Source organism: Cupriavidus sp. UME77, from assembly GCF_014170355.1.
Classification (GTDB): Bacteria; Pseudomonadota; Gammaproteobacteria; order Burkholderiales; family Burkholderiaceae; genus Cupriavidus; species Cupriavidus basilensis.
On record NZ_LZZU01000090.1, the window covers coordinates 357,828 to 378,462 of the forward strand.

Consider the following 20,635-nt stretch of genomic DNA (forward strand, 5'->3'; position numbering starts at 1 on the left):
CGCGCTTGACGATACTGCGTTAGCGCGCCTGCTCGAACAGCAGTGCCACGCCGCCTGCCAGAGAGGCAGGAATCAAGCTCTCATCGGGCCCCAGGTCGAGCGCCCCGACGCGCGCCTCACGCCAGCCGCGGCGAGCCGCGGCCAGGTCGCTGGTGCGCAGCCGGATGGCGGCGTACCCCGGCACGGCACGGCGCACATGCTCGGTGCCTGTCGCGGCTGCAAGCGCCTGCGGCGTGGTCACCACCAGCGTGGCGCCATCCAGCGCCAGGCTGCAGATGTGATCGCTCAGTTGCGTCATCTCGCCGCCGGTCAGTTCGGCATAGGCATGTCCGGCAGCCTCCACCAGGGACGGCGCCACCACCAGGAACATCGTAGCGATGCCCACGGCACCGTTGGCATGCGTGGTCCATTCCGGACGCCACAGCAGCTCCGGCGTGCGGTGTTCGCAGATGAAAAAGCGCGCGCCCGGCGCATCGTCGATCGCGGCGACGCGGAAGGTCGCGGGATGCTCCGTGCCATCGTCCAGCCGCACCGGCCGCGAGAACTCGATCGGGTCCGAAGTGTGCCAGCCGCCACCGCGCAGCTGTGCCGCGGCGGTAAACGTATCGCTGCTCTTGCAGGACAGCCCCGCGCAGCCGCCCCCGGCCTGCTGCGCATCCCAGTAATACTGCCGCGTCGGGCTTGGCGCGGTGACATGCAGCAGCTCAAGATAGTCGCGCGTCAGCATGACGCAATGGTTCTGCGAGCCGAGCGTGTGGTAACCGCGCGGCGTCAGCGTGAAGCCAAACCCGCGCCAGGCTTGCGCCGCAGCGTCAAGGTCGGGACACACCATCACGGCGTGGTCTAGCGGTTCCATCGTCATCGCACCCTCTCGCTTCAATTCTCGCTTCAATCGAACTGGATATTGGCCTTGCGCGCCACCGCCTGCCATTTGTCGTGCTCGTGGCGCACCAGGCTGGCCAGCTCGGCGGGGCTGCCGCCCACGATCTCGAAGCCCTGCATGGCCAGCGCATCCACCACGCGCTGCTGCCGCAGCGACTGAACCAAGGCATCGTGCAGGCGCGCCACCGTCGGCTCCGGCAACCCGGCCGGGCCAAACACGCCGATCCATGAATAGGCTTCGAAACCGCGATAGCCTTGCTCGGCCACGGTTGGCAACTGCGGGAACTGGCGCAGGCGGGTGGTGCCGGTCACGCCAAGCAGCTTGATCGTCTTGGCAGCCACATGCGCCTGCACGGCCGCATAACTGGAGAAAAATATGTCGACTTCATTGGACAGAACAGCCTGCACCGCCGGGCCGCCACCTTTGTACGGCACGTGGAGAAAGCGCACCCCGGCCTCGGTCGCCAGCGCCTCGGCGGCGAGCTGGTTAAGGCTGCCGATGCCAGAAGACGCGTAGTGGATGCTCTCCGGTTTCTGCCGCGCCATGGCGACCAACTCCTTCACGTTGGACGCCGGCAACGACGGGTTGGCCGCGATCACCAGCGGAAAACGCACCAGTTGAGAGATCGGCGTGAAGTCGCGGAAGGTATCGTAGGGCAGGTTCTTGTACGCAAACGGGTTGATGGCATGGGTGTCGAACGCCATCAACAGCGTGCTGCCGTCAGGCTTGGCCCGGGCCACGGTGCTCGAAGCAATCAGGCCGCCGGCGCCTGGCTTGTTGTCGATCACCACCGTCTGGCCGAGCCCGCTCTTCAGGCCGGGCTGCAGCTGGCGTGCGACGATATCGACGCTGCCTCCCGGAGGGAATGGCAACACCATGGCGATCGGACGGCCGGACGCGTCGCCACCCAGGGCAGCCAGGCCAGGCACGGGAATCAGGGGCATCGCGCCAAAGGGCAACGATTTGAGCAGCAGGCGGCGCAGCCGCGAGCGTTGGGATTGGGACATCGGGTACTCAGACGGATGGCGGGCACACAACTGCGGTGCGCAGCCGCACCGGGCCAAAACAAAAAGGGCGGCATCGCTGCCGCCCTGTATTTTGCCCGAGGATAGCACGAATTGCAGGCAAGGTCCGCTCTGCCCGCTCCTCGCGCTTTGTCCTAGACTTCCGCTTTCTCGTTTTCCGGCGCTTCTGGCGGTTCCGCGGCGGCCTCGGCAAAGTCCAGCTTGATCTGGTCCTGCTCGTCGAGATCCACCACCACCCGGCCACCGGACACCAGCTTGCCGAACAGGAGTTCGTCAGCCAGCGCCTTGCGGATCAGGTCCTGGATCAGGCGCTGCATCGGCCGCGCGCCCATCAGCGGGTCGAAACCCTTCTTGGCGAGGAACTTGCGCAGGTGGTCGCTGAAGCTGGCTTCCACCTTCTTCTCGTGAAGCTGCTCCTCAAGCTGCATCAGGAACTTGTCGACCACGCGGAGGATGATTTCCTCGTCGAGCGAGCGGAAGCTGATGATGGCATCCAGCCGGTTACGGAACTCCGGCGTGAACATGCGCTTGATGTCGACCATCTCGTCGCCCTGCTCGCGCGAGGACGTGAAGCCGATGGTGGCGCGGTTCATGGTTTCCGCTCCCGCGTTGGTGGTCATGATGATGATCACGTTGCGGAAGTCGGCGCGGCGGCCATTGTTATCGGTCAGCGCGCCATGATCCATCACCTGCAGCAGGATGTTGAAGATATCCGGATGCGCCTTCTCGATTTCGTCCAGCAGCAGCACGCAGTGCGGCTTCTTGGTGACGGCCTCGGTCAGCAGGCCGCCCTGGTCAAAGCCCACATATCCCGGCGGAGCGCCGATCAGCCGGCTCACCGCATGGCGTTCCATGTATTCGGACATGTCGAAGCGCAGCAGCTCGATGCCCATGATGAAGGCAAGCTGCTTGGCCACTTCGGTCTTGCCCACCCCGGTCGGGCCGGAGAACAGGAAGGAGCCGATCGGCTTGTCCGTCTTGCCCAGGCCAGCGCGCGACATCTTGATGGCCGAAGCCAGCGCCTCGATGGCCGGCTCCTGGCCGAACACCACCGATTTCAGGTCGCGATCCAGGGTCTGCAGCTTGCTGCGGTCATCCTGGTTGACGCTCTGCGGCGGGATGCGCGCGATGCGCGAAACGATGTCCTCGATCTCGCCCTTGCCGATGGTCTTCTTCTGCTTGGACTTTGGCAGGATGCGCTGGGCTGCACCGGCCTCATCGATCACATCGATGGCCTTGTCCGGCAGGTGGCGGTCGGTGATGAAGCGCGCCGACAACTCGGCCGCCGCAGTCAGCGCCGCTGCCGCGTACTTGACGCCATGGTGCTCTTCGAAGCGCGACTTCAGGCCGCGCAGGATCTGCACGGTCTGGTCGACCGATGGCTCCACCACGTCGATCTTCTGGAAACGGCGCGACAGGGCCGCGTCCTTCTCGAAGATGCCACGGTATTCGGTGAAGGTGGTCGCGCCGATGCACTTGAGCTGGCCCGACGACAGTGCCGGCTTGAGCAGGTTGCTGGCGTCCAGCGTCCCGCCCGAAGCGGCGCCCGCGCCGATCAGCGTGTGGATCTCGTCGATGAACAGGATCGCGTTCGGATTGTCCTTGAGCGACTTCAGCACGCCCTTGAGGCGCTGCTCGAAGTCGCCGCGGTACTTGGTGCCGGCCAGCAGGGCGCCCATATCGAGCGAGTACACGACCGCCTTCTCGAGGATGTCGGGCACTTCGTTCTTGGTGATGCGCCAGGCCAGGCCTTCGGCGATCGCGGTCTTGCCAACGCCCGCCTCGCCCACCAGCAGCGGGTTGTTCTTGCGCCGGCGGCAGAGTACCTGGACCACCCGCTCGACCTCGCTCTCGCGGCCGATCAGCGGATCGATCTTGCCGGCCTTGGCCAGCGTGTTCAGGTTCTGGGTAAACTGCTCGAGCGGGCTCTCCTTGCCATCACCGCCTTCGCCCTCGGCCGTGCCGTCGCCATGCTTGGCGGGCTCGGCCTGGTCCTTGCGGATGCCATGGCTGATGAAATTGACCACATCCAGCCGGGTCACGCCCTGCTGCTGGAGGTAGTACACCGCGTGCGAGTCCTTCTCGCCAAAGATCGCCACCAGGACATTGGCCCCGGTCACTTCCTTCTTGCCGTTGGAAGTGGATTGGACATGCATGATGGCGCGCTGGATGACGCGCTGGAAGCCCAGCGTAGGCTGGGTATCCACCTCGTCGGTACCAGGCACCACGGGCGTGTTGTCCGCGATGAAGTTCTTCAGACTGGTGCGCAAATCCTCAATATTGGCTGCGCAGGCGCGCAAGACTTCCGCTGCCGTGGGGTTGTCAAGCAACGCCAGTAGCAGGTGCTCCACGGTTATGAACTCGTGGCGTGCCTGCCGGGCTTCAACAAACGCCATGTGCAGGCTGACTTCCAATTCTTGCGCAATCATGCTTCCTCCATCACGCACTGCAACGGATGACCCGCCTGCCGTGCGTGGGTTGACACCAGCTCGACCTTCGTTGCCGCGATATCCCTGGTATAGATGCCGCAGACCCCCTTACCCTCCCGGTGGACGGTCAACATGATCTGCGTTGCCGTCTCCCGGTCCCTGCTGAAATACTGCTGCAGGATCATCACGACGAACTCCATCGGGGTGAAGTCGTCATTCAGCAGCAACACCTTGTACATGGCGGGCGGTTTGAGCGCCTGCTCTTTCCGCTCCAGTACGGTGCCTGCTTCGCGTTGTGGGACATTTGCCAGCCGTGTAGCCATGGCTTTATTCTAACCCTTACGCACAACTCTGCAATTTGGGGAAAAGACACCGGATTCAAGAGGCCGATGCAGCGGCCATCCAGATTCCGTGGACGCCGAAGGCATCCGGGTTCACTCGTGGGTCACTTGGACGGGAGGGCGCACGCCTTCGCGGTGCGTCCTTTCCCTCCAAAATACCATCTACAGCCGTTCCTTTCCCGCCACACCCTACCGGGAGTGGGGAATCTGCCAACTTGACAGTGCGCAGGTTTGACAGAAGAATCGTCCGCACATTCACGTCTGGTTACGCGAGCCAAGCAATAATCCGGACTGAGTGATCCGTGAGCAGGGAGGCCCACGAATCCAGCGGCGGCGAGTCAGCACATCAAACTGGCCGCCACGCGGTGCCCGCACAGTCGTACCTTTGCGCCCGACCCGGTTCCATCCGGGCAGCGCGCAAGAACACTAGCCGGGCGCCCACTGGCCGCGGCGCTTTCCCCCGCTCGTATCCTGCTTTTTTTGTTGGGGGAGTTTATGGCAAGCGGTATCGTCAAATGGTTCAATGACGCCAAGGGCTTTGGGTTCATCAAGCCGGACGACGGCGAAGAAGAACTGTTTGCGCACTTTTCGGCCATCCAGATGAATGGCTTCAAGACCCTGAAAGAGGGTCAGCGCGTATCCTTCGAAATCATCCAGGGCCCCAAGGGCAAACAAGCCACCAATATCCAGGATAACGCCTGAAGATTCGGTGCGCGGCCGCACCAGCCGGTAGAGCTTGAGGCGGCCACGACAGGATGCGGGGGATCACCCCCGGAACGGGATCGGCCTGCCCCGCCCCAAGGCACGCAGGCTGAACAGCAGCACGTAACGCATCCGATAAAAAGCCCGGTCAGGTCAATGCCGGGCTTTTTGTTTGCTCGCTGGTCGCGCCTTTTAGCCTGCCACTTCGATTCCTCATTGATTTCCGGTTGTTTTTGTAGCTCTTTGGTGTCTTTTTGCACAATTTTGGCTGTTTCCGCACATTCAAACACCCCGAAATGTGCGTCATTAGGCGAAAAATATATTGCCCTCCAGTGTCGGCACTTTCTAGCCAGTAGATCAACAGGAAGTCGCCGCCAACGTGGCATTCGCGATGGTCGGCCCAGCCGCCCATGAGCGCATGGTCCAGCCACTCAGGCCCGAACGGCGCGCCGTCGGACTGCGGAGGGATGGCTAAGCACTTACATCGAGATTGCCGATTATGGCGGCAGCGCTCGTCTGCCGTGGGGGTAGGTGACGGGCCGCCCAGGAATCCGCGAGTAGGAAGGTGCCGACGAAGAACGCCACCCCTACGCAATAGGAGGCAATGATGCGCCACCGCCCAGGAGCAACTAGAACAAGCGCTAGCAACACAAGCACCAGGCCAATCAGAGCCAGGAGACAAGCCAGAGCAAGTGCGGCGCCGGCAACCGCCACCAGAGGGCCGATCGTCACCTGGTCGATGGTTGTTATCGGCGTAGCTACTGTGTAGGCGCCAAAGGCCACGCCCAGAAGCGCTAGGCCAATACTGATGCAGTCCACGGCGCGTGCAAGCCTGCCACTGGCCCGTTTCATCGGAGCCCCTCGTCAGCGACTCGCTGCGCTAGGGCGGTCCAACGCCGCAGGCTGTCTGGCATCACATGCGCATAGTAGAAATGCCCTTCCCCTTTGTCTGCAATCATTTGTTTGCCGAGCAGCGGTGCCGCCACAGCAAGCTCTGCCCATGGCATCCCGGCGTAAATCGGATCTCCATGTTCAGTCAGATTGATTACAGTGGTCTTGCGAATACCCTTGTGGCTACGCAGATCGGCGAGAAACCCTGCCTCGATAGGTGACCCCACCAAAACGAGATGATCAATCACGTGCCCGGCACGAGCATATGACCATGCCGTCTGAGCCGCTAGCAGTGACCCATAGCTGTAACCTATCAGATTGAATTGGGGAGCCTCTGCCGCCATGCCGCTTGTGATTGTCCATTCCCCGTCATCGCGTGAGCGGATGGCCAGACCGGACCGAATGGCATCGAGCAACGTGCCCGCAAATGCATAGCCCGTGCCCTTGGGAAGATCGGCAGTCGCCGAGTTTGTAAGGCCTGCAAAGCAGTGGGTAACCCCGGCCTTCCTGAATGCCTCCAGTTGCGGCCGCACGTAGCCTCCATCAAGTCCGGCCCCACCCCAATACAGAGTCCCGCGAGGCCGCAGCAGATAAACCTTCACGGGCGCGCGCTTCTCAATCGGAGTCAATGGAATTTGTATCGTCTTGATTGGTTGCATCAGGCATCCTCCCCAAAAATCTCCAGCGTCATGGTCGCTGCGGTATCGCTCGAAATACGCTCGGTCATACCGCTGTCGTCCGTTCGCGCCTCGATCGATCCGCCATCACCTGTCAGGCGGTAGCGCCGGCGTGCCAGGGGTTGGCCGGAGTTTTCGTCCAGGAGTTGCACCTGTTGGTCGTAGCGGGGATTAGAGGCGAAGAAGGGTGCCGCTGTGAAATCCGATGTGCCTGCGATAACTTCCTGCATGCTTGCCATTCCAGCACTCTCGGCTTCGTCGTCGCACCAAGTCTCGCCGGCGAGAGTGGCGATAATGCGCGGATGTGTCGGGCACTTGCAGAGCACGATATCGCCATCAGCCGCTGTCTCGCCCATGAAGCTAATACGGCTCGGTCCGCCAGACTTTGCAATGGTGCCGGTGCTCTTGCAGGCTTCGCAGTAGGCTTGCCCACCGATAAGCGCTACCTGGTGGCCGGCACCGTCGCCGATAGTGAAAACTGGCCCGTCATACGGGAGGATGACGCCATCTGGTGAAAGCCTGTCGCCCGCACACGCAACTCTGCGCATCATGGTTTGGCCGCCCAAGTTGCGGTCAACTGCTTCACGTTGTGCATACGTTCTCCCATGGATTGATTGATAGGCGTTTGGCGCCCCCCTATTTATGCGCGATACAGCACTAAAATCAATCGGACATTTCTGCAAGTGCGGAGAGCATCTTCCTTATGTGTCCTATTCGGTCTTTTTTTATATCGACCTGGCTGCACCCTTGCCGGGGAGTCCCTCCTGGTACGACGTGATGAAAAAAACCCCGGCGACCGTTGAGTCGCCGGGGTTTCGGTTCAGGCTGAGACGGCCCGAACTTCGATTACATATTGTCGATCATCACCTGCCCAAAGCCCGAGCACGACACCTGTGTCGCGCCTTCGAGCAAGCGGGCGAAGTCATAGGTGACCTTCTTCGACAGGATGGACTTCTCCATCGAGGAGATGATCAGGTCGGCGGCTTCGGTCCAGCCCATGTGGCGCAGCATCATTTCCGCGGAGAGGATTTCGGAACCCGGGTTCACATAGTCCTTGCCGGCGTACTTTGGTGCGGTGCCGTGGGTGGCTTCGAACATGGCCACGGAATCCGACAGGTTGGCGCCCGGGGCAATGCCGATGCCGCCAACCTGGGCCGCCAGCGCGTCGGAGATGTAGTCGCCGTTCAGGTTCAGCGTGGCAATCACCGAATATTCGGCCGGGCGCAGCAGGATCTGCTGCAGGAAGGCGTCGGCGATGGCGTCCTTGATGACAATTTCGCGGCCGGTCTTCGGGTTCTTGAACTTGCACCACGGGCCGCCGTCGATCAGCTCGGCGCCGAATTCCTGCTGTGCCAGCTCGTAGGCCCAGTCACGGAAGCCACCTTCGGTGAACTTCATGATGTTGCCCTTGTGCACGATGGTCACCGACGGCTTGTCGTTGTCGATCGCGTACTGGATGGCCTTGCGCACCAGGCGCTTGGTGCCCTGCTTGGAGACCGGCTTGACGCCAATGCCAGAGGTATCCGGGAAACGGATCTTCTTCACGCCCATTTCGTTCTGCAGGAAGGCGATCAGCTTCTTGGCCTGGTCGCTTTCCGCTTCCCATTCGATCCCGGCGTAGATGTCTTCCGAGTTCTCGCGGAAGATCACCATGTCGATCTTTTGCGGCTCGCGCACCGGCGAGGGCACGCCCTTGAAGTACGCCACCGGGCGCAGGCAGACGTACAGGTCCAGCTGCTGGCGCAGCGCCACGTTGAGCGAGCGGATGCCGCCGCCAACCGGCGTGGTCAGCGGGCCCTTGATGGACACCACGTAGTCCCTGAGGACTTCCAGGGTTTCTTCAGGCAGCCACACGTCAGGGCCATACACCTTGGTCGACTTCTCGCCGGCGTAGATCTCCATCCAGGAAATCTTGCGCTTGCCACCGTAGGCCTTGGCCACGGCTGCATCGACCACCTTGATCATCACCGGGGTGATATCCAGGCCCGTACCGTCGCCTTCGATGAATGGAATGATCGGATTGTCCGGAACATTCAGCGAAAAATCCTGGTTGACCGTGATCTTTTCGCCGGCCGGAACCTTGATGTGTTGATACATGACGTCTCCAGTACGGAACGGGGGGTTGCAACGAGCCGCCGGGTTCGTGACCAGACGGCGAGATTTGGGGGGCGCGCGGGCATTTTAACGGCGATTGGCGCGCAGGCGATGCCGCTGCGCACCACACGCGGACTGCCCGGCTATGCGTCACACGCACACAGGTCTTATATAAGACATAAGACCGTTTCGTATTATGCAGCAAAATTTCATGATCCGCCATCCTGGCCGGCCCCGTGCCGCCCGGACAGGGCTACGGCATACTGACGCCCCATACCGAAGCCATTCAAGCGCCCACCCGCGCGCCAGACCCCAATACTCTCGATGACGCTGATCGCACTGAACAAACCCTTCGGCACCATGAGCCAGTTCTCCGCGCACCCGTCGCGCCCGACTCTCGCCGACTGCGTGCAGCGGCCCGGCGTGTATCCGGCGGGAAGGCTCGATGCTGACAGCGAAGGCCTGCTGCTGCTGACCGATGATGGCACCCTGCAGGCGCGCATCGCCGATCCGCACCACAAACTGCCCAAGACGTATCTGGCCCAGGTCGAAAACGTGCCCGGCGAAGCTGCCCTGGCGCACCTGCGCAATGGCGTCGACCTCGGAGACTTCCGCACGCTGCCGGCGCGAGCGCGCTGCATCGATGAGCCAGACTTTCTGTGGCCACGCCATCCGCCTGTGCGATTTCGCGCCGCCATCCCGACCCAATGGCTCGAACTCGAGATCCACGAGGGCAAGAACCGCCAGGTGCGCCGCATGACCGCGGCGGTGGGATTTCCGACCTTGCGCCTGGTGCGCGTGCAAATTGGCATGCTCGACTTGCGTACGCTCGGCCTCGCGCCAGGGCAATGGTGCGAGATCGACCCGAGCGCGCTCGGCCTGGAAGCCGTAGCCGCGCCACGTCCCCGTGCGATCGTGCGCGGGCGTGGATCGGGGACGGCGACCAGCCCGGCGGAGCGGCGCCACGCACGCCCTCGCGCAAAAAGTTACAAATATTAACAAGTCGCGGGTCAACGGCTCACTGCCTCGTTTCGTTTTTGACACTGACACGTCGCATACGAGTCAACTCTTCCGAATCGATTTACCTTCGAGGTAGTTAAGCATGAACAAACTGATCGCTGCTCTGGTTGCCGGCCTGTTCGCCACCGGCGTTTTCGCCCAAGCCGCCGCACCCGCACCGGCAGCCCCGGCTGCTGCAGCGCCTGCCGCCGAAGCACCGGCTGCAAAGCCCGCGACGAAGAGCACCAAGAAGTCCAAGAAGCACGCTCACAGCAAGACCAAGGCTGCTCCGGCTGCCAAGGTTGACGCTGCTGCAACGAAGTAAGAGTTTGCAGGCAGGCCGGGCTTTGCGCCCGGCAAGCAAGGCAGGTTGCCCGCAGGGCGCCTGCCTTTTTTCTTGCTCGCGACAATAAGGCCTGCTGCAACATAAGGCCTGCTGCAACGAAGTGGAATATTTGTCCGTGCCGCTCGCGCGGTAGCTGCGCTATGCTGGCGGCTGTCCCGAACCCGTCATTCGCCGCTCCAACTCATGCGCCCTTTGCTCAAGAACCTGCTCGTCAGCGGCTGCGCCCTTGCCGCCATGGCCACCGCCTGTGCCCAGTCCCCGGCCAGCCTGCCGGTCAGGCAACTCACCGCTGGCATGTACGCGATCAAGGCGGAAATCGCCGCCACGCCGGAAGCCCGCGAGCTCGGCCTGATGTATCGCAAGACCATGCCCGCCAACGAGGGCATGCTGTTCGTGTTCGAAGAGAAGGCCGGACACTGCTTCTGGATGAAGAATACCGACCTGCCCCTGTCGATCGCCTTCCTGGCCGATGACGGGTCCATCGTCAATATCGAAGACATGGCACCCCAGACCGAGGACAACCACTGCCCGCGCGCGGCCGTACGCTACGCGCTGGAGATGAACAAGGGCTGGTTTGCGCAGAAGGGCCTGAAGGCCGGCGCGAAGATCGGCGGCCTGCCGCAGGCGCGCTAAAGAAAAAAGCAGGCGCGCGGCAGCATGGCTGCCACGCCTGCCGGCGACAGGATCAGTCGCGGAAGTTGTTGAAGTCCAGGGGCGCCTCGGGGACGTCCTTGCGCAGCAGCGCGATCACGCTCTGGAGATCGTCACGCTTGGTCCCCGTGACGCGCACCGCGTCACCCTGGATGCTGGCCTGCACCTTGATCTTGCTGTCCTTGATCATCTTGACGATCTTCTTCGACAGGTCGCCGGTGACGCCCTTCTTGATGGTGATGACCTGCTTGACCTTGTCGCCGCCGATGCGCTCGGTCTTGCCGTAGTCGAGGAAGCGCACGTCGACATTGCGCTTGGCCATCTTGCTGATCAGCACGTCCTTGACCTGGCCGAGCTTGAAATCGTCATCGGCGAACGCGGTGAGCTCGTTCTCCTTGTGCTCGACCCGCGAATCCGAACCCTTGAAGTCGAAGCGGTTCGTGATTTCCTTGTTGGCCTGCTCGACCGAGTTCTTCACCTCGATCATGTTCGCTTCGCACACTACGTCAAACGACGGCATTGCATTCTCCTTGTCTTGCTGCGTGTTGCTTATTGCCTGTACCGGGCGCGCGCCGGCTGGCGGCGGCGCTTACGTATAATCCAGCCTACCCTGCAGTCCGGTGCCGTCGACCCCGGCGGGCCGCTTCACCTTTCCCTTGCATGGCAGATTTCCTCGAATTTTATCCCCTGCGCCGCCACAATACATTCGGATTCGACGTGCGCGCGCGCTTTGCGGTGCACGTGCGCAGCGAAGCCGACCTGCTGGCCGCCCTGGCCGATCCCCGCGCGCAAGGCCTGCCGCTGGTGGTGCTCGGCGGCGGCAGCAATGTGGTCCTTACGCAGGACCTCGACGCGCTGGTGCTGCTGATGGAGATTCCCGGCTACGCGGTGGCCTCGGCGGATGCCGCCCACCTGGTGACGGCCGGTGCCGGCGAGAACTGGCATGCGCTGGTCTGCCGCACGATCGCCGACGGCCTTCCGGGGCTGGAAAACCTGGCCCTGATCCCCGGCACCGCGGGCGCGGCGCCGATCCAGAACATCGGCGCCTACGGCGTGGAGCTGCGCGAGCGCTTCGACAGCCTGCGCGCGTTCGACCGCCATCGCGGCGAATTCGTCCACCTGACGCTGGAGCAGTGCCAGTTCGCCTACCGGGACAGCCTGTTCAAGCGTGAGGGGCGGGACCGCTACATCATCACTGCCGTCACCCTGCGCCTGCCGCTGCCGTGGCAGCCAGTGCTGGGCTATGCGGAACTGGCGCGCGAGCTGGCGCAAGATCCTGCGGCGCATTCCACGGCAGACCGCATCCGCGACGCGGTGATCGCGATCCGCTCACGCAAGCTACCCGATCCGGCCCAGGTCGGCAATGCCGGCAGCTTCTTCAAGAACCCCGTGGTGGGCGCCGACCAGCGCGACGCGCTGCTGGCCCGGTATCCCAACCTGGTCAGCCATGCCCAGCCTGATGGCAGCTACAAGCTGGCAGCCGGCTGGCTGATCGACCAGTGTGGATTCAAGGGGGTCAGCGACGGCCCGGTGGGCGTCTATGGCAAGCAGGCGCTGGTGCTGGTGCACCACGGCGGCGGCACCGGGCAGGCGCTGCTGGCGCTGGCGCACCGCATCGCCGATGCGGTGCAAGCCCGCTTCGGCGTGCGAATCGAGCCCGAGCCGGTGGTGCTTTAAACCGTCCGGGCTGCCGCGCTCAACCGAAGTGGCAGACGTAGTCCAGCGTTTCGGTCACTTCGATATCGAAGCTGCTGTCGCCGGGCACATTGAACTGCTGGCCAGCGCCATAGGTTTGCCACTGGTCTTCGCCAGCCAGCTTGACGCGGCACACGCCGCCATTGATTTCCATGATCTCCGGGGCGCCGGTGTTGAAGGTCAGCGCAGCGGGGAAGATCACGCCCAGCGTCTTGCGGGTGCCGTCCGGGAACAGCACGGTGTGGCTCACGCACTTGCCGTCGAAGTACAGGTTGGCTTTCTTGACGACGGATACGTTGTCGAACTGGCTCACGCTATTTCTCCTTGATGCTCTTGGTACTGGATAACTGAATCGGGAATACCGGAGGGCAAGGCGGCGCAAAAAAGGGGCCATGACGGCCCCTCTTCTGTTGCATGCCTGCGGTCTGGCTTACTCGCCGCGCTGGCGGCGAGCGTTTTCGGCGATGCGCATGCGCAGCGCGTTCAGCTTGATGAAGCCGCCGGCGTCGGCCTGGTTGTAGGCGCCGCCGTCATCGTCGAAGGTCGCGATGGTCTTGTCGAACAGCGTGTCCTTGGAGTCGCGGGCGACCACGATCACATTGCCCTTGTACAGCTTGACGCGGACCCAGCCGTTGACCTTGGCCTGGGTGTGATCGATCAGCACTTGCAGCGCGCGGCGCTCCGGGCTCCACCAGTAGCCGTTGTAGATCAGGCTGGCGTAGCGCGGCATCAGGTCGTCCTTCAGGTGAGCCACTTCGCGGTCGAGCGTGATCGACTCGATAGCGCGGTGGGCCTTCAGGATGATGGTACCGCCAGGGGTTTCGTAGCAGCCACGGCTCTTCATGCCGACGTAGCGGTTTTCCACCAGGTCAAGGCGGCCGATGCCGTGCTTGCCGCCCAGGCGGTTCAGCTCGGTCAGCACTTCAGCCGGGGTCATGCGCTTGCCGTTCAGGCCAACGATGTCGCCGCCCTCGAACTCGACGTCCAGGTACTCGGCCGCGTCCGGTGCGTTCTCCGGCGACACGGTCCAGCGCCACATGTCTTCCTCGGCCTCGGCCTTGGGGTCTTCCAGGTGGCGGCCTTCGAAGGAGATGTGCAGCAGGTTGGCGTCCATCGAGTACGGGGCGCCGCCCTTCTTGTGCTTCATGTCGATTTCGATGCCGGCCTTTTCAGCATAGGCCAGCAGCTTCTCGCGCGACAGCAGGTCCCACTCGCGCCACGGGGCGATGACCTTCACACCCGGCTCGAGGCCGTAGTAGCCCAGCTCGAAGCGAACCTGGTCGTTGCCCTTGCCGGTAGCGCCGTGCGACACGGCGTCGGCGCCAGTGCTGCGCAGGATCTCGATCTGGCGCTTGGCGATCAGCGGACGCGCGATCGAGGTGCCGAGCAGGTACTCGCCTTCATAGACGGCGTTGGCGCGGAACATCGGGAAGACGAAATCGCGCACGAACTCTTCGCGCAGGTCGTCGATGAAGATGTTTTCCGGCTTGATGCCGAACTTGAGCGCCTTCTGGCGGGCAGGTTCGAGTTCCTCGCCCTGGCCAATGTCGGCGGTAAAGGTGACCACCTCGCACTGATAGGTGTCTTGCAGCCACTTCAGGATCACCGAAGTGTCCAGCCCGCCGGAGTAGGCGAGCACGACTTTCTTGATATCGCTCATGTTCGACTCGATGCGAAAAGTAAGCGCGGCCGGCCACTAAGCCAGTCACGCGAGAAAAAGGGACGCGGAAAAACCGCTATTTTGACACGTCCGCCCCGGCTTGGGCGGCACTTGGCGAGCCGGGCGAGCATGCGGGCACCGGATTGGCGCACCGCATGTGCGCCAATCGTGGCGTCGCCCCACCAGCGGTCAGTAACGCCCGCAGAGCAGGTATTCCATCAGCGCCTTCTGCACGTGCAGGCGATTTTCTGCCTCTTCCCAGACCACGCTCTTGGGGCCGTCGATCACGGCGGCCTCGACTTCCTCGCCGCGGTGGGCAGGCAGGCAGTGCATGAACAGGGCATCGTCGCCGGCGCGATCCATCATGGCGGTAGTCACCATCCAGTTCTGGAAGGCGCGCTTGCGCGCGTCGTTCTCGGCCTCATAGCCCATGCTGGTCCACACGTCGGTGGTGACCAGGTCGGCACCCTGGCAGGCGGTCAGCGGATCGTCGAACACCTTGACCAGATGAGCGGCCGTTGCCGGCACCATGACCGGATCGAGCTGGTAGCCGGGAGGCGCCGAGAAATGGAACGTGAAGCCGAGGCGCTCTGCCGCCTGGATCCAGGTGTAGGCCATATTGTTGGCGTCACCGATCCATGCAACGGTCTTGCCGCGGATGCTGCCACGCTGCTCGATGTAAGTGAAGACATCGGCCAGCACCTGGCAGGGATGGTATTCGTTGGTCAGCCCGTTGATCACCGGCACGCGCGAATGCGCGGCGAAACGCTCGATGATTTCCTGCCCGAAGGTGCGGATCATGATGATGTCGACCATGCGCGAGATCACCTGCGCCGCATCCTCGATCGGCTCGCCGCGCCCCAGCTGGGAGTCGCGGGTGTTGAGGAAGACGGCGTGGCCACCGAGCTGGTGGATGCCGGCCTCGAACGACAAGCGCGTACGAGTCGAGTTTTTCTCGAAGATCATGGACAACGTGCGGTCGTGCAGCGGATGCCATGTCTCGTAGTTCTTGAACTTGGTCTTCAGAATCCGTGCGCGGTCCAGCAGGTACTCGTACTCGTCGGGAGTCAGGTCGCTGAACTGGAGGTAATGCTTGATCGAAGTTGGGCTCATAAAACAAAGAAGGCGGCTCGGTGGTGGCATGCCGCCATGAAGGGTTCATGACCTGACCATGCCGCGGAGCCGCCTTTCGCGTCGCTTACGCAATTTAACTGTAAGAATCATAAGGGATTATTGTGGCTTTGGCGAGCATGCACGGCGCGTCGCCCGGCACGGAGGCTTATGCGCGAGTCTTATATAAGATATAATACCGGCTGATTCACGCGGGGCCCGGCATACCCATGCCACCGCCCGCTGCCGGCATCAAAAGTGCCCCCGCCGACACCGACGCCCCCGCCGCCACGGCCGGAATGAAACGAACTAATTGTTTCCTGGCCGCGTCAAACGGGCTTCCGTTTGGTCAGTCTGGCGGGTTTACCGTCGAGTCACCTGTCTTATCCCCGCAGTCTCATGAAGCCCACAGTTCGCGAATACTTTATCCAAGGCATCACCAAGGAAGGCAAGACCTTCCGCCCAAGCGACTGGGCTGAACGACTGTGCGGCGTGATGGCGCAATTCCGCCCCGAAGGCGACACCGGGGACCCCCGCATCACTTACTCACCCTATGTGCGGCCAGTGATAGCCGGCGGGCTGAAGAGCGTGGTGGTCGATGCGCGGCTGCGCGACATCGAACCCAAAGCGCTCGACTTTGTGCTCAACTTCGCCCGCGACAACAACCTGCAACTGGTCGAAGCCTGCTCGCTGGAGTGAGCTCGCACTGAAGCAGCTGCGGCATGGCCGCAGCTGGCCACTCGCACCATCTGGACGGGCGCCAGCCCAAAGCACAAGGCACAAAGCACAAAGCAAAAAAGGCTCGTCAAATGACGAGCCTTTTTTATCGGCTGGGCCGCCCTGAGACGACCCACCCTGCCGACTGACAACCTGACCAGGACCGTGACACGCCACCGAAGCGACGCAGCCACACAATGGCCGGCGAACAGCCGGAAGGTGCCTGGCTTGCGCCCGGCACCAGTGCCTATATCAGACAGCCATCGACTTGATAGCCGACGACAGGCGCGACTTGTGGCGTGCGGCCTTGTTCTTGTGCACGATCTTCTTGTCGGCGATAGCGTCGATGATCGATTGCGAGTTCTTGAAGATCTCGGCAGCAGCAGCCTTGTCGCCGGCTTCGATCGCCTTGCGAACAGCCTTCACTGCGGTACGCAGACGCGAACGCAGGCTGGAGTTGTGGGCGTTCTGGGCGACGGCCTGGCGCGCGCGCTTGCGAGCTTGTGCGGAATTTGCCATTTAAGTAGATTTCCTGAATTCAGATGCGTGCCCGACGGGAGGACGGAGCAAACCGCGGACACAATTAAGTGCACATCAAGCGACCCGGGATGCACTGGCACACGAATCCGGAACGCAACTAGCCTTGTGAATCGGCAATTATACACACAAGAAAAAGCGGCTGGCAAGCCGAGCCACACCTCATCTCGAGCTGGGCGAAGCAAAGGCCGATATACGTGCATATCCGGGCGCCTGCGGGGCCAAACCGTATAATACGCGCCACACCGGCCCCGCCCTCGCGTGGCCTCGATGCAACTTTGGCGCGCGCCCGGCGTCTGAACCCGGTTCGCACCGGCGGTCCGACCCACGCTGCCGCCGCCACCCCTTGCCGCCGGACCATCTTGAACCTGCTCAAAGCGCTCGCCACCATCAGCAGCCTGACGATGCTGTCGCGCATCACAGGCCTCATCCGCGAGATCCTGATCGCGCGTGCCTTCGGCGCCTCGGACATGACCGACGCCTTCAACGTGGCGTTCCGCATCCCCAACCTGCTGCGCCGGATCTTCGGCGAGGGCGCGTTCTCGCAAGCCTTCGTGCCAATCCTGGGTGAATACCACAGCAAACGCGGCGAGACCGAGACCCGGGCGCTGATCGATGCCGTTGCCACGGTCATGACCTGGGTCCTGATGGGCGTCTCGCTGCTTGGCGTGATCGGCGCGCCGGTGGTCATGATGGTGGTCGCCACGGGCTTTCGCCAGCATGGCGGCGAAACCTATGACGCTGCGGTCTTCATGACGCGTGTGATGTTTCCCTACATCGGCTTGATCTCACTGGTGGCGCTGGCCTCGGGCATCCTGAACACCTGGCGCCGCTTTGCCATGCCGGCCTTCACCCCGGTGCTGCTCAATATCTGCCTGATCATCGCCGCACTGTTTGTCGGCCCCCATATGGCGCAGCCGATTTACGCGCAGGCCTGGGGCGTGCTGGTGGGCGGCATCCTGCAACTGGCGGTGCAGATCCCGGCGCTCCGGCGCCTGGGCGTGATGCCGCGCCTGCGCTTGAACCTGCGCGCGGCGTGGGCGGAGCCCGGCGTGCGCCGCGTCATGCGGCAGATGGCGCCGGCGCTGCTGGCGGTCTCGGTGGCCCAGATCAGCCTGATCATCAATACCAATATCGCCTCGCGCCTGGCCGCCGGCAGCGTGTCTTACCTGACCTATGCCGACCGCCTGATGGAATTCCCGACCGCGCTGCTGGGCGTGGCGCTGGGCACCATCTTGCTGCCGAGCCTGTCGAAAGCCAGCGCCGAGGAAAACCGGGCCGAATACTCCGGCTTGCTGGACTGGGGCCTGCGCCTGACCTTCCTGCTGGCCGTGCCGTGCGCGGTCGGGCTGTTCGTGTTCGGCGCGCCGCTCACGGCGGTACTGTTCAACTATGGCAAGTTCGACGCGCATGCGGTGGAAATGACCCGCCAGGCGCTGGTCTCCTACGGCATCGGCCTGCTGGGACTGATCCTGATCAAGATCCTGGCGCCGGGCTTCTATGCCCGCCAGGACATCCGCACGCCCGTCAAGATCGCCCTGCTGGTGCTGGTGATCACGCAGTTGTCCAACTACGTCTTCGTGCCGCGCTTTGGCCATGCGGGCCTGGCGTTGTCGATCAGCTTCGGCGCCACCGTCAACGCGCTGCTGCTGTTCCTTGGCCTGCGCAAGCGCGGCTTTTACTCGCCAGCCAAGGGCTGGTGGCTGTTCCTGGCCCAGTTGCTGACCGCCGTAACGCTGCTGGCGGGCATGCTGCTGTGGTTCGCCCGCAACTTCGACTGGGTCGCCCTGGGTGCCACGCCATTGTTGCGTATCGCCCTGCTCGCCTCGTGCCTGGTACTTGCGGCAGTCGTCTACTTCGGTACACTGTGGCTCATGGGGCTGAGATACTCCGCTTTCAAGCGGAGAGCCGGCTAACAAGCCCCCGCCTGCCAAACCTGCCCTTTTCGCCAGTGCCAGACGGCACCGGCCAGGGGTCGCGGCAGCGCGCGGTGCAGGGTCAAGGCTACTGAGGTTGTGTCAGAATGAGACGAAGCGGTTCTGCCCAGGCGCGCGACCGCGGACGGTACCAACACCCTACCGTTCGGGAACGCACGCCACGCCGCCAGCATTCATCTGGAACAGCCGCCAGGCCGCATTCAGGAACGCCGCAATGACAACCACGAAAGTCCTGGAATACTTTGCCAGTCTCGTGGCAGACGAGAACGGTATCCCGCTGACAGAGACCGTGCTCTCGATCGCCCAGGATGCCTATCCGGACCTGGACCTGCAGGCCGAGCTCGCAGCGCTCGACATGCTCGCGGTACGCCTGAAACGCCGCGTCGCCGAAGGTACGCCGGCCATCCAGCGCATGCGTCTGCTCAATCATTTCTTCTACCGCGACCTGGGCTTCGGCGCCAACGCGAACGACTACTACGACCCCGACAACTCGTACCTGAACGTCGTGCTCAAGCAGCGGCGCGGCATCCCGATTTCGCTGGCGGTGCTCTATATGGAACTGGGCCAGCACATCGGGCTGCCGCTCAAGGGCGTGTCCTTTCCTAACCATTTCCTGGTGCGGATGTCGATTCCGGCCGGCGAGGTGGTGGTGGACCCGCTCACCGGCGAGACCTTGTCAAAGGAACAGTTGCAGGAGATGCTCGATCCGCACCTGGAGCGCGAGGGCATCGCGGATCCCAACGAGGTGCCGCTGGGCCTGTTCCTGCAGGTGGCCAGCCACCGCGAGATCGTGGCGCGCATGCTGCGCAATCTCAAGTCGATTTATCTGCAGGAGTCGCGCTGGCAGCGCTTGCTGGCGGTGCAGAACCGCCTGGTGATCCTGCTGCCCGGCTCGATCGAGGAGGTCCGCGACCGCGGGCTGGCGTATGCCAACCTGGAGTGCTTCCGCCCGGCGCTGGCCGACCTGGAAGCCTATGTGATGGCGCGCCCGGATGCGGCCGACACCACGCAGATCCGCGACCGCATGCCGGCGCTGCGCATGATGAGCCGCAGCGTCAGCTGAAAGTAACCTGAAACCCAGGCGGGGCAGGCCGGGGCCTGTCCCCGCTGGCTCAGGAAGGACGGCGCTTGCCGCCCCGCACGAGCTTCCACAGGCCACCCAGCACCAGCGGCACCACAGCCGCGCCGATGCCCGCCAGCACGATCAGGTTCAGGTACTGCTTGATGAACGGCAGGTTGCCGAAGAAGTAGCCGGCAAACACCAGGCCCAGCACCCAGGCCGCCGCGCCGATCACGTTGAACAGCTGGAACTTGGCGAACGTCATCTGCGACACGCCGGCCACGAACGGCGCGAAGGTACGCACGATCGGCAGGAAACGGGCCATCACCAGCATCTTGCCGCCATGGCGCTCGTAGAAATCGTGCGTCTTACGCAGCGCCTGCTGGTCCAGGAAGCGCCAATGGCCGTCGAACACTTTCGGCCCGACCCAGCTGCCGACAAAGTAGTTGACCGTATTGCCGCCGATCGCCGCCACCAGCAGCAGGCCGACCAGCGCCCATTCATTCATGGCGTGCGTGGCGCAGAAGGCGCCGGCGATAAACAACAGGGAATCGCCCGGGAGAAAAGGCAGCACCACAAGCCCGGTCTCCGCGAACACGATGGCGAAGAGGATGGCGTAGACCCACGCTCCGTAGTTCTGGATGACGGTGCCTAGGTATTTGTCGACGTGCAGCAGCATGTCGATGAACTGCAATGCGATATCCAATTCGATCCCCGTTCGGTAATTTGCCGACATCATACAAGACCGGACGGGCGCCAAAGTCACCTTGTCCAGCCACTTTTCATCCATCGCGCGCCCATGGGCCAAGCGGCGCACCCACGTATAATTCCGCCCATGCCTGCCCAAGCCCCGCACCCCGCCCAGCCGCTCCGTCCCATCC

Annotated in this window: 22 protein-coding genes; 8 read left to right on the plus strand and 14 right to left on the minus strand. The window is 63.0% G+C overall.

The features are described 5' to 3' along the window. Positions 1-19 precede the first annotated feature (19 nt). From A9975_RS35330 to clpS, 4 genes are all read right to left on the minus strand, one after another. Positions 20-862, minus strand: a complete 843-nt coding sequence (locus tag A9975_RS35330) for a VOC family protein (RefSeq protein WP_183036777.1) — start codon at positions 860-862, stop codon at positions 20-22. 26 nt (positions 863-888) lie between these two features. After that, on the minus strand, positions 889-1,890 hold the full coding sequence (locus tag A9975_RS35335) for a tripartite tricarboxylate transporter substrate binding protein (RefSeq protein WP_183036778.1): 1,002 nt from the start codon (positions 1,888-1,890) through the stop codon (positions 889-891). A 152-nt stretch (positions 1,891-2,042) separates the two neighbouring features. Next, positions 2,043-4,337: an ATP-dependent Clp protease ATP-binding subunit ClpA gene (gene clpA / locus A9975_RS35340; protein WP_043349328.1), complete on the minus strand. Its 2,295-nt coding sequence runs from the start codon at positions 4,335-4,337 to the stop codon at positions 2,043-2,045. Further along, positions 4,334-4,660, minus strand: a complete 327-nt coding sequence (clpS, locus tag A9975_RS35345) for an ATP-dependent Clp protease adapter ClpS (RefSeq protein WP_006157525.1) — start codon at positions 4,658-4,660, stop codon at positions 4,334-4,336. Before clpS ends, clpA begins: the two co-directional genes overlap by 4 nt. 513 nt (positions 4,661-5,173) lie before the next feature. On the opposite strand from clpS, the gene A9975_RS35350 reads away from it, so the two are divergent. Beyond that, complete coding sequence (locus A9975_RS35350) at positions 5,174-5,380, plus strand: cold-shock protein (RefSeq protein ID WP_150986000.1); 207 nt, start codon at positions 5,174-5,176, stop codon at positions 5,378-5,380. 148 nt (positions 5,381-5,528) lie between these two features. Here A9975_RS35350 and A9975_RS37845 read toward each other — a convergent pair whose 3' ends face one another. The 4 genes from A9975_RS37845 to icd all read right to left on the minus strand — a co-directional run bounded on the left by A9975_RS37845 (position 5,529) and on the right by icd (position 9,045). Beyond that, positions 5,529-5,996, minus strand: a complete 468-nt coding sequence (locus tag A9975_RS37845; RefSeq protein WP_370565971.1) for a type II toxin-antitoxin system mRNA interferase toxin, RelE/StbE family — start codon at positions 5,994-5,996, stop codon at positions 5,529-5,531. Positions 5,997-6,228: 232 nt separating this feature from the next. Further along, positions 6,229-6,930, minus strand: a complete 702-nt coding sequence (locus A9975_RS35360) for a thioesterase domain-containing protein (protein WP_183036779.1) — start codon at positions 6,928-6,930, stop codon at positions 6,229-6,231. Then, complete coding sequence (locus A9975_RS35365; protein ID WP_183036780.1) at positions 6,930-7,499, minus strand: PAAR domain-containing protein; 570 nt, start codon at positions 7,497-7,499, stop codon at positions 6,930-6,932. Before A9975_RS35365 ends, A9975_RS35360 begins: the two co-directional genes overlap by 1 nt. 295 nt (positions 7,500-7,794) lie before the next feature. Beyond that, complete coding sequence (icd, locus tag A9975_RS35370; RefSeq protein WP_183036781.1) at positions 7,795-9,045, minus strand: NADP-dependent isocitrate dehydrogenase; 1,251 nt, start codon at positions 9,043-9,045, stop codon at positions 7,795-7,797. A 321-nt stretch (positions 9,046-9,366) separates the two neighbouring features. Between icd and A9975_RS35375 the strand changes: the two genes are divergently transcribed. The 3 genes from A9975_RS35375 (at position 9,367) to A9975_RS35385 (ending at position 11,020) form a co-directional block, all read left to right on the plus strand. Then, positions 9,367-10,041, plus strand: a complete 675-nt coding sequence (locus tag A9975_RS35375; protein ID WP_183036782.1) for a pseudouridine synthase — start codon at positions 9,367-9,369, stop codon at positions 10,039-10,041. Positions 10,042-10,144: 103 nt separating this feature from the next. Beyond that, entirely contained in the window at positions 10,145-10,366 is a 222-nt protein-coding gene (locus A9975_RS35380) for a hypothetical protein (RefSeq protein ID WP_183036783.1), read from the plus strand. Between the two features lie 204 nt (positions 10,367-10,570). After that, entirely contained in the window at positions 10,571-11,020 is a 450-nt protein-coding gene (locus tag A9975_RS35385) for a DUF192 domain-containing protein (RefSeq protein ID WP_183036784.1), read from the plus strand. Between the two features lie 52 nt (positions 11,021-11,072). Here A9975_RS35385 and A9975_RS35390 read toward each other — a convergent pair whose 3' ends face one another. Next, the gene (locus A9975_RS35390; RefSeq protein ID WP_006157531.1) at positions 11,073-11,558 is read right to left on the minus strand and encodes a YajQ family cyclic di-GMP-binding protein; all 486 of its coding nucleotides are present in this window, start codon (positions 11,556-11,558) and stop codon (positions 11,073-11,075) included. Between the two features lie 140 nt (positions 11,559-11,698). Between A9975_RS35390 and murB the strand changes: the two genes are divergently transcribed. Beyond that, positions 11,699-12,715, plus strand: coding sequence for a UDP-N-acetylmuramate dehydrogenase (gene murB / locus A9975_RS35395; RefSeq protein WP_183036785.1), 1,017 nt, complete (start codon positions 11,699-11,701; stop codon positions 12,713-12,715). A gap of 19 nt (positions 12,716-12,734) precedes the next feature. Here murB and A9975_RS35400 read toward each other — a convergent pair whose 3' ends face one another. The 3 genes from A9975_RS35400 to argF all read right to left on the minus strand — a co-directional run bounded on the left by A9975_RS35400 (position 12,735) and on the right by argF (position 15,506). Beyond that, positions 12,735-13,046 (minus strand): pyrimidine/purine nucleoside phosphorylase, encoded by a 312-nt coding sequence (locus A9975_RS35400; protein ID WP_043349354.1) that lies wholly within the window; start codon positions 13,044-13,046, stop codon positions 12,735-12,737. A 117-nt stretch (positions 13,047-13,163) separates the two neighbouring features. Beyond that, positions 13,164-14,393 carry an argininosuccinate synthase gene (locus A9975_RS35405; RefSeq protein ID WP_035867543.1) on the minus strand — a complete coding sequence of 410 codons (1,230 nt, stop codon included), beginning with the start codon at positions 14,391-14,393 and terminating at the stop codon, positions 13,164-13,166. Positions 14,394-14,582: 189 nt separating this feature from the next. Beyond that, entirely contained in the window at positions 14,583-15,506 is a 924-nt protein-coding gene (gene argF, locus A9975_RS35410) for an ornithine carbamoyltransferase (RefSeq protein ID WP_183036786.1), read from the minus strand. Positions 15,507-15,902: 396 nt separating this feature from the next. On the opposite strand from argF, the gene A9975_RS35415 reads away from it, so the two are divergent. After that, entirely contained in the window at positions 15,903-16,202 is a 300-nt protein-coding gene (locus tag A9975_RS35415) for a DUF3579 domain-containing protein (RefSeq protein WP_183036787.1), read from the plus strand. Between the two features lie 270 nt (positions 16,203-16,472). Here the strand turns inward: A9975_RS35415 and rpsT are convergent, their stop codons facing one another. Beyond that, entirely contained in the window at positions 16,473-16,739 is a 267-nt protein-coding gene (gene rpsT / locus A9975_RS35420) for a 30S ribosomal protein S20 (RefSeq protein WP_183036788.1), read from the minus strand. Positions 16,740-17,119: 380 nt separating this feature from the next. On the opposite strand from rpsT, the gene murJ reads away from it, so the two are divergent. Next, positions 17,120-18,673, plus strand: a complete 1,554-nt coding sequence (gene murJ / locus A9975_RS35425; RefSeq protein WP_183036789.1) for a murein biosynthesis integral membrane protein MurJ — start codon at positions 17,120-17,122, stop codon at positions 18,671-18,673. A 235-nt stretch (positions 18,674-18,908) separates the two neighbouring features. After that, on the plus strand, positions 18,909-19,757 hold the full coding sequence (locus A9975_RS35430; RefSeq protein WP_150985991.1) for a SirB1 family protein: 849 nt from the start codon (positions 18,909-18,911) through the stop codon (positions 19,755-19,757). Positions 19,758-19,806: 49 nt separating this feature from the next. On the opposite strand, the gene A9975_RS35435 is transcribed toward A9975_RS35430, so the two are convergent. Continuing rightward, positions 19,807-20,433 carry a VTT domain-containing protein gene (locus A9975_RS35435; protein WP_241754543.1) on the minus strand — a complete coding sequence of 209 codons (627 nt, stop codon included), beginning with the start codon at positions 20,431-20,433 and terminating at the stop codon, positions 19,807-19,809. Positions 20,434-20,635: the final 202 nt, after the last annotated feature.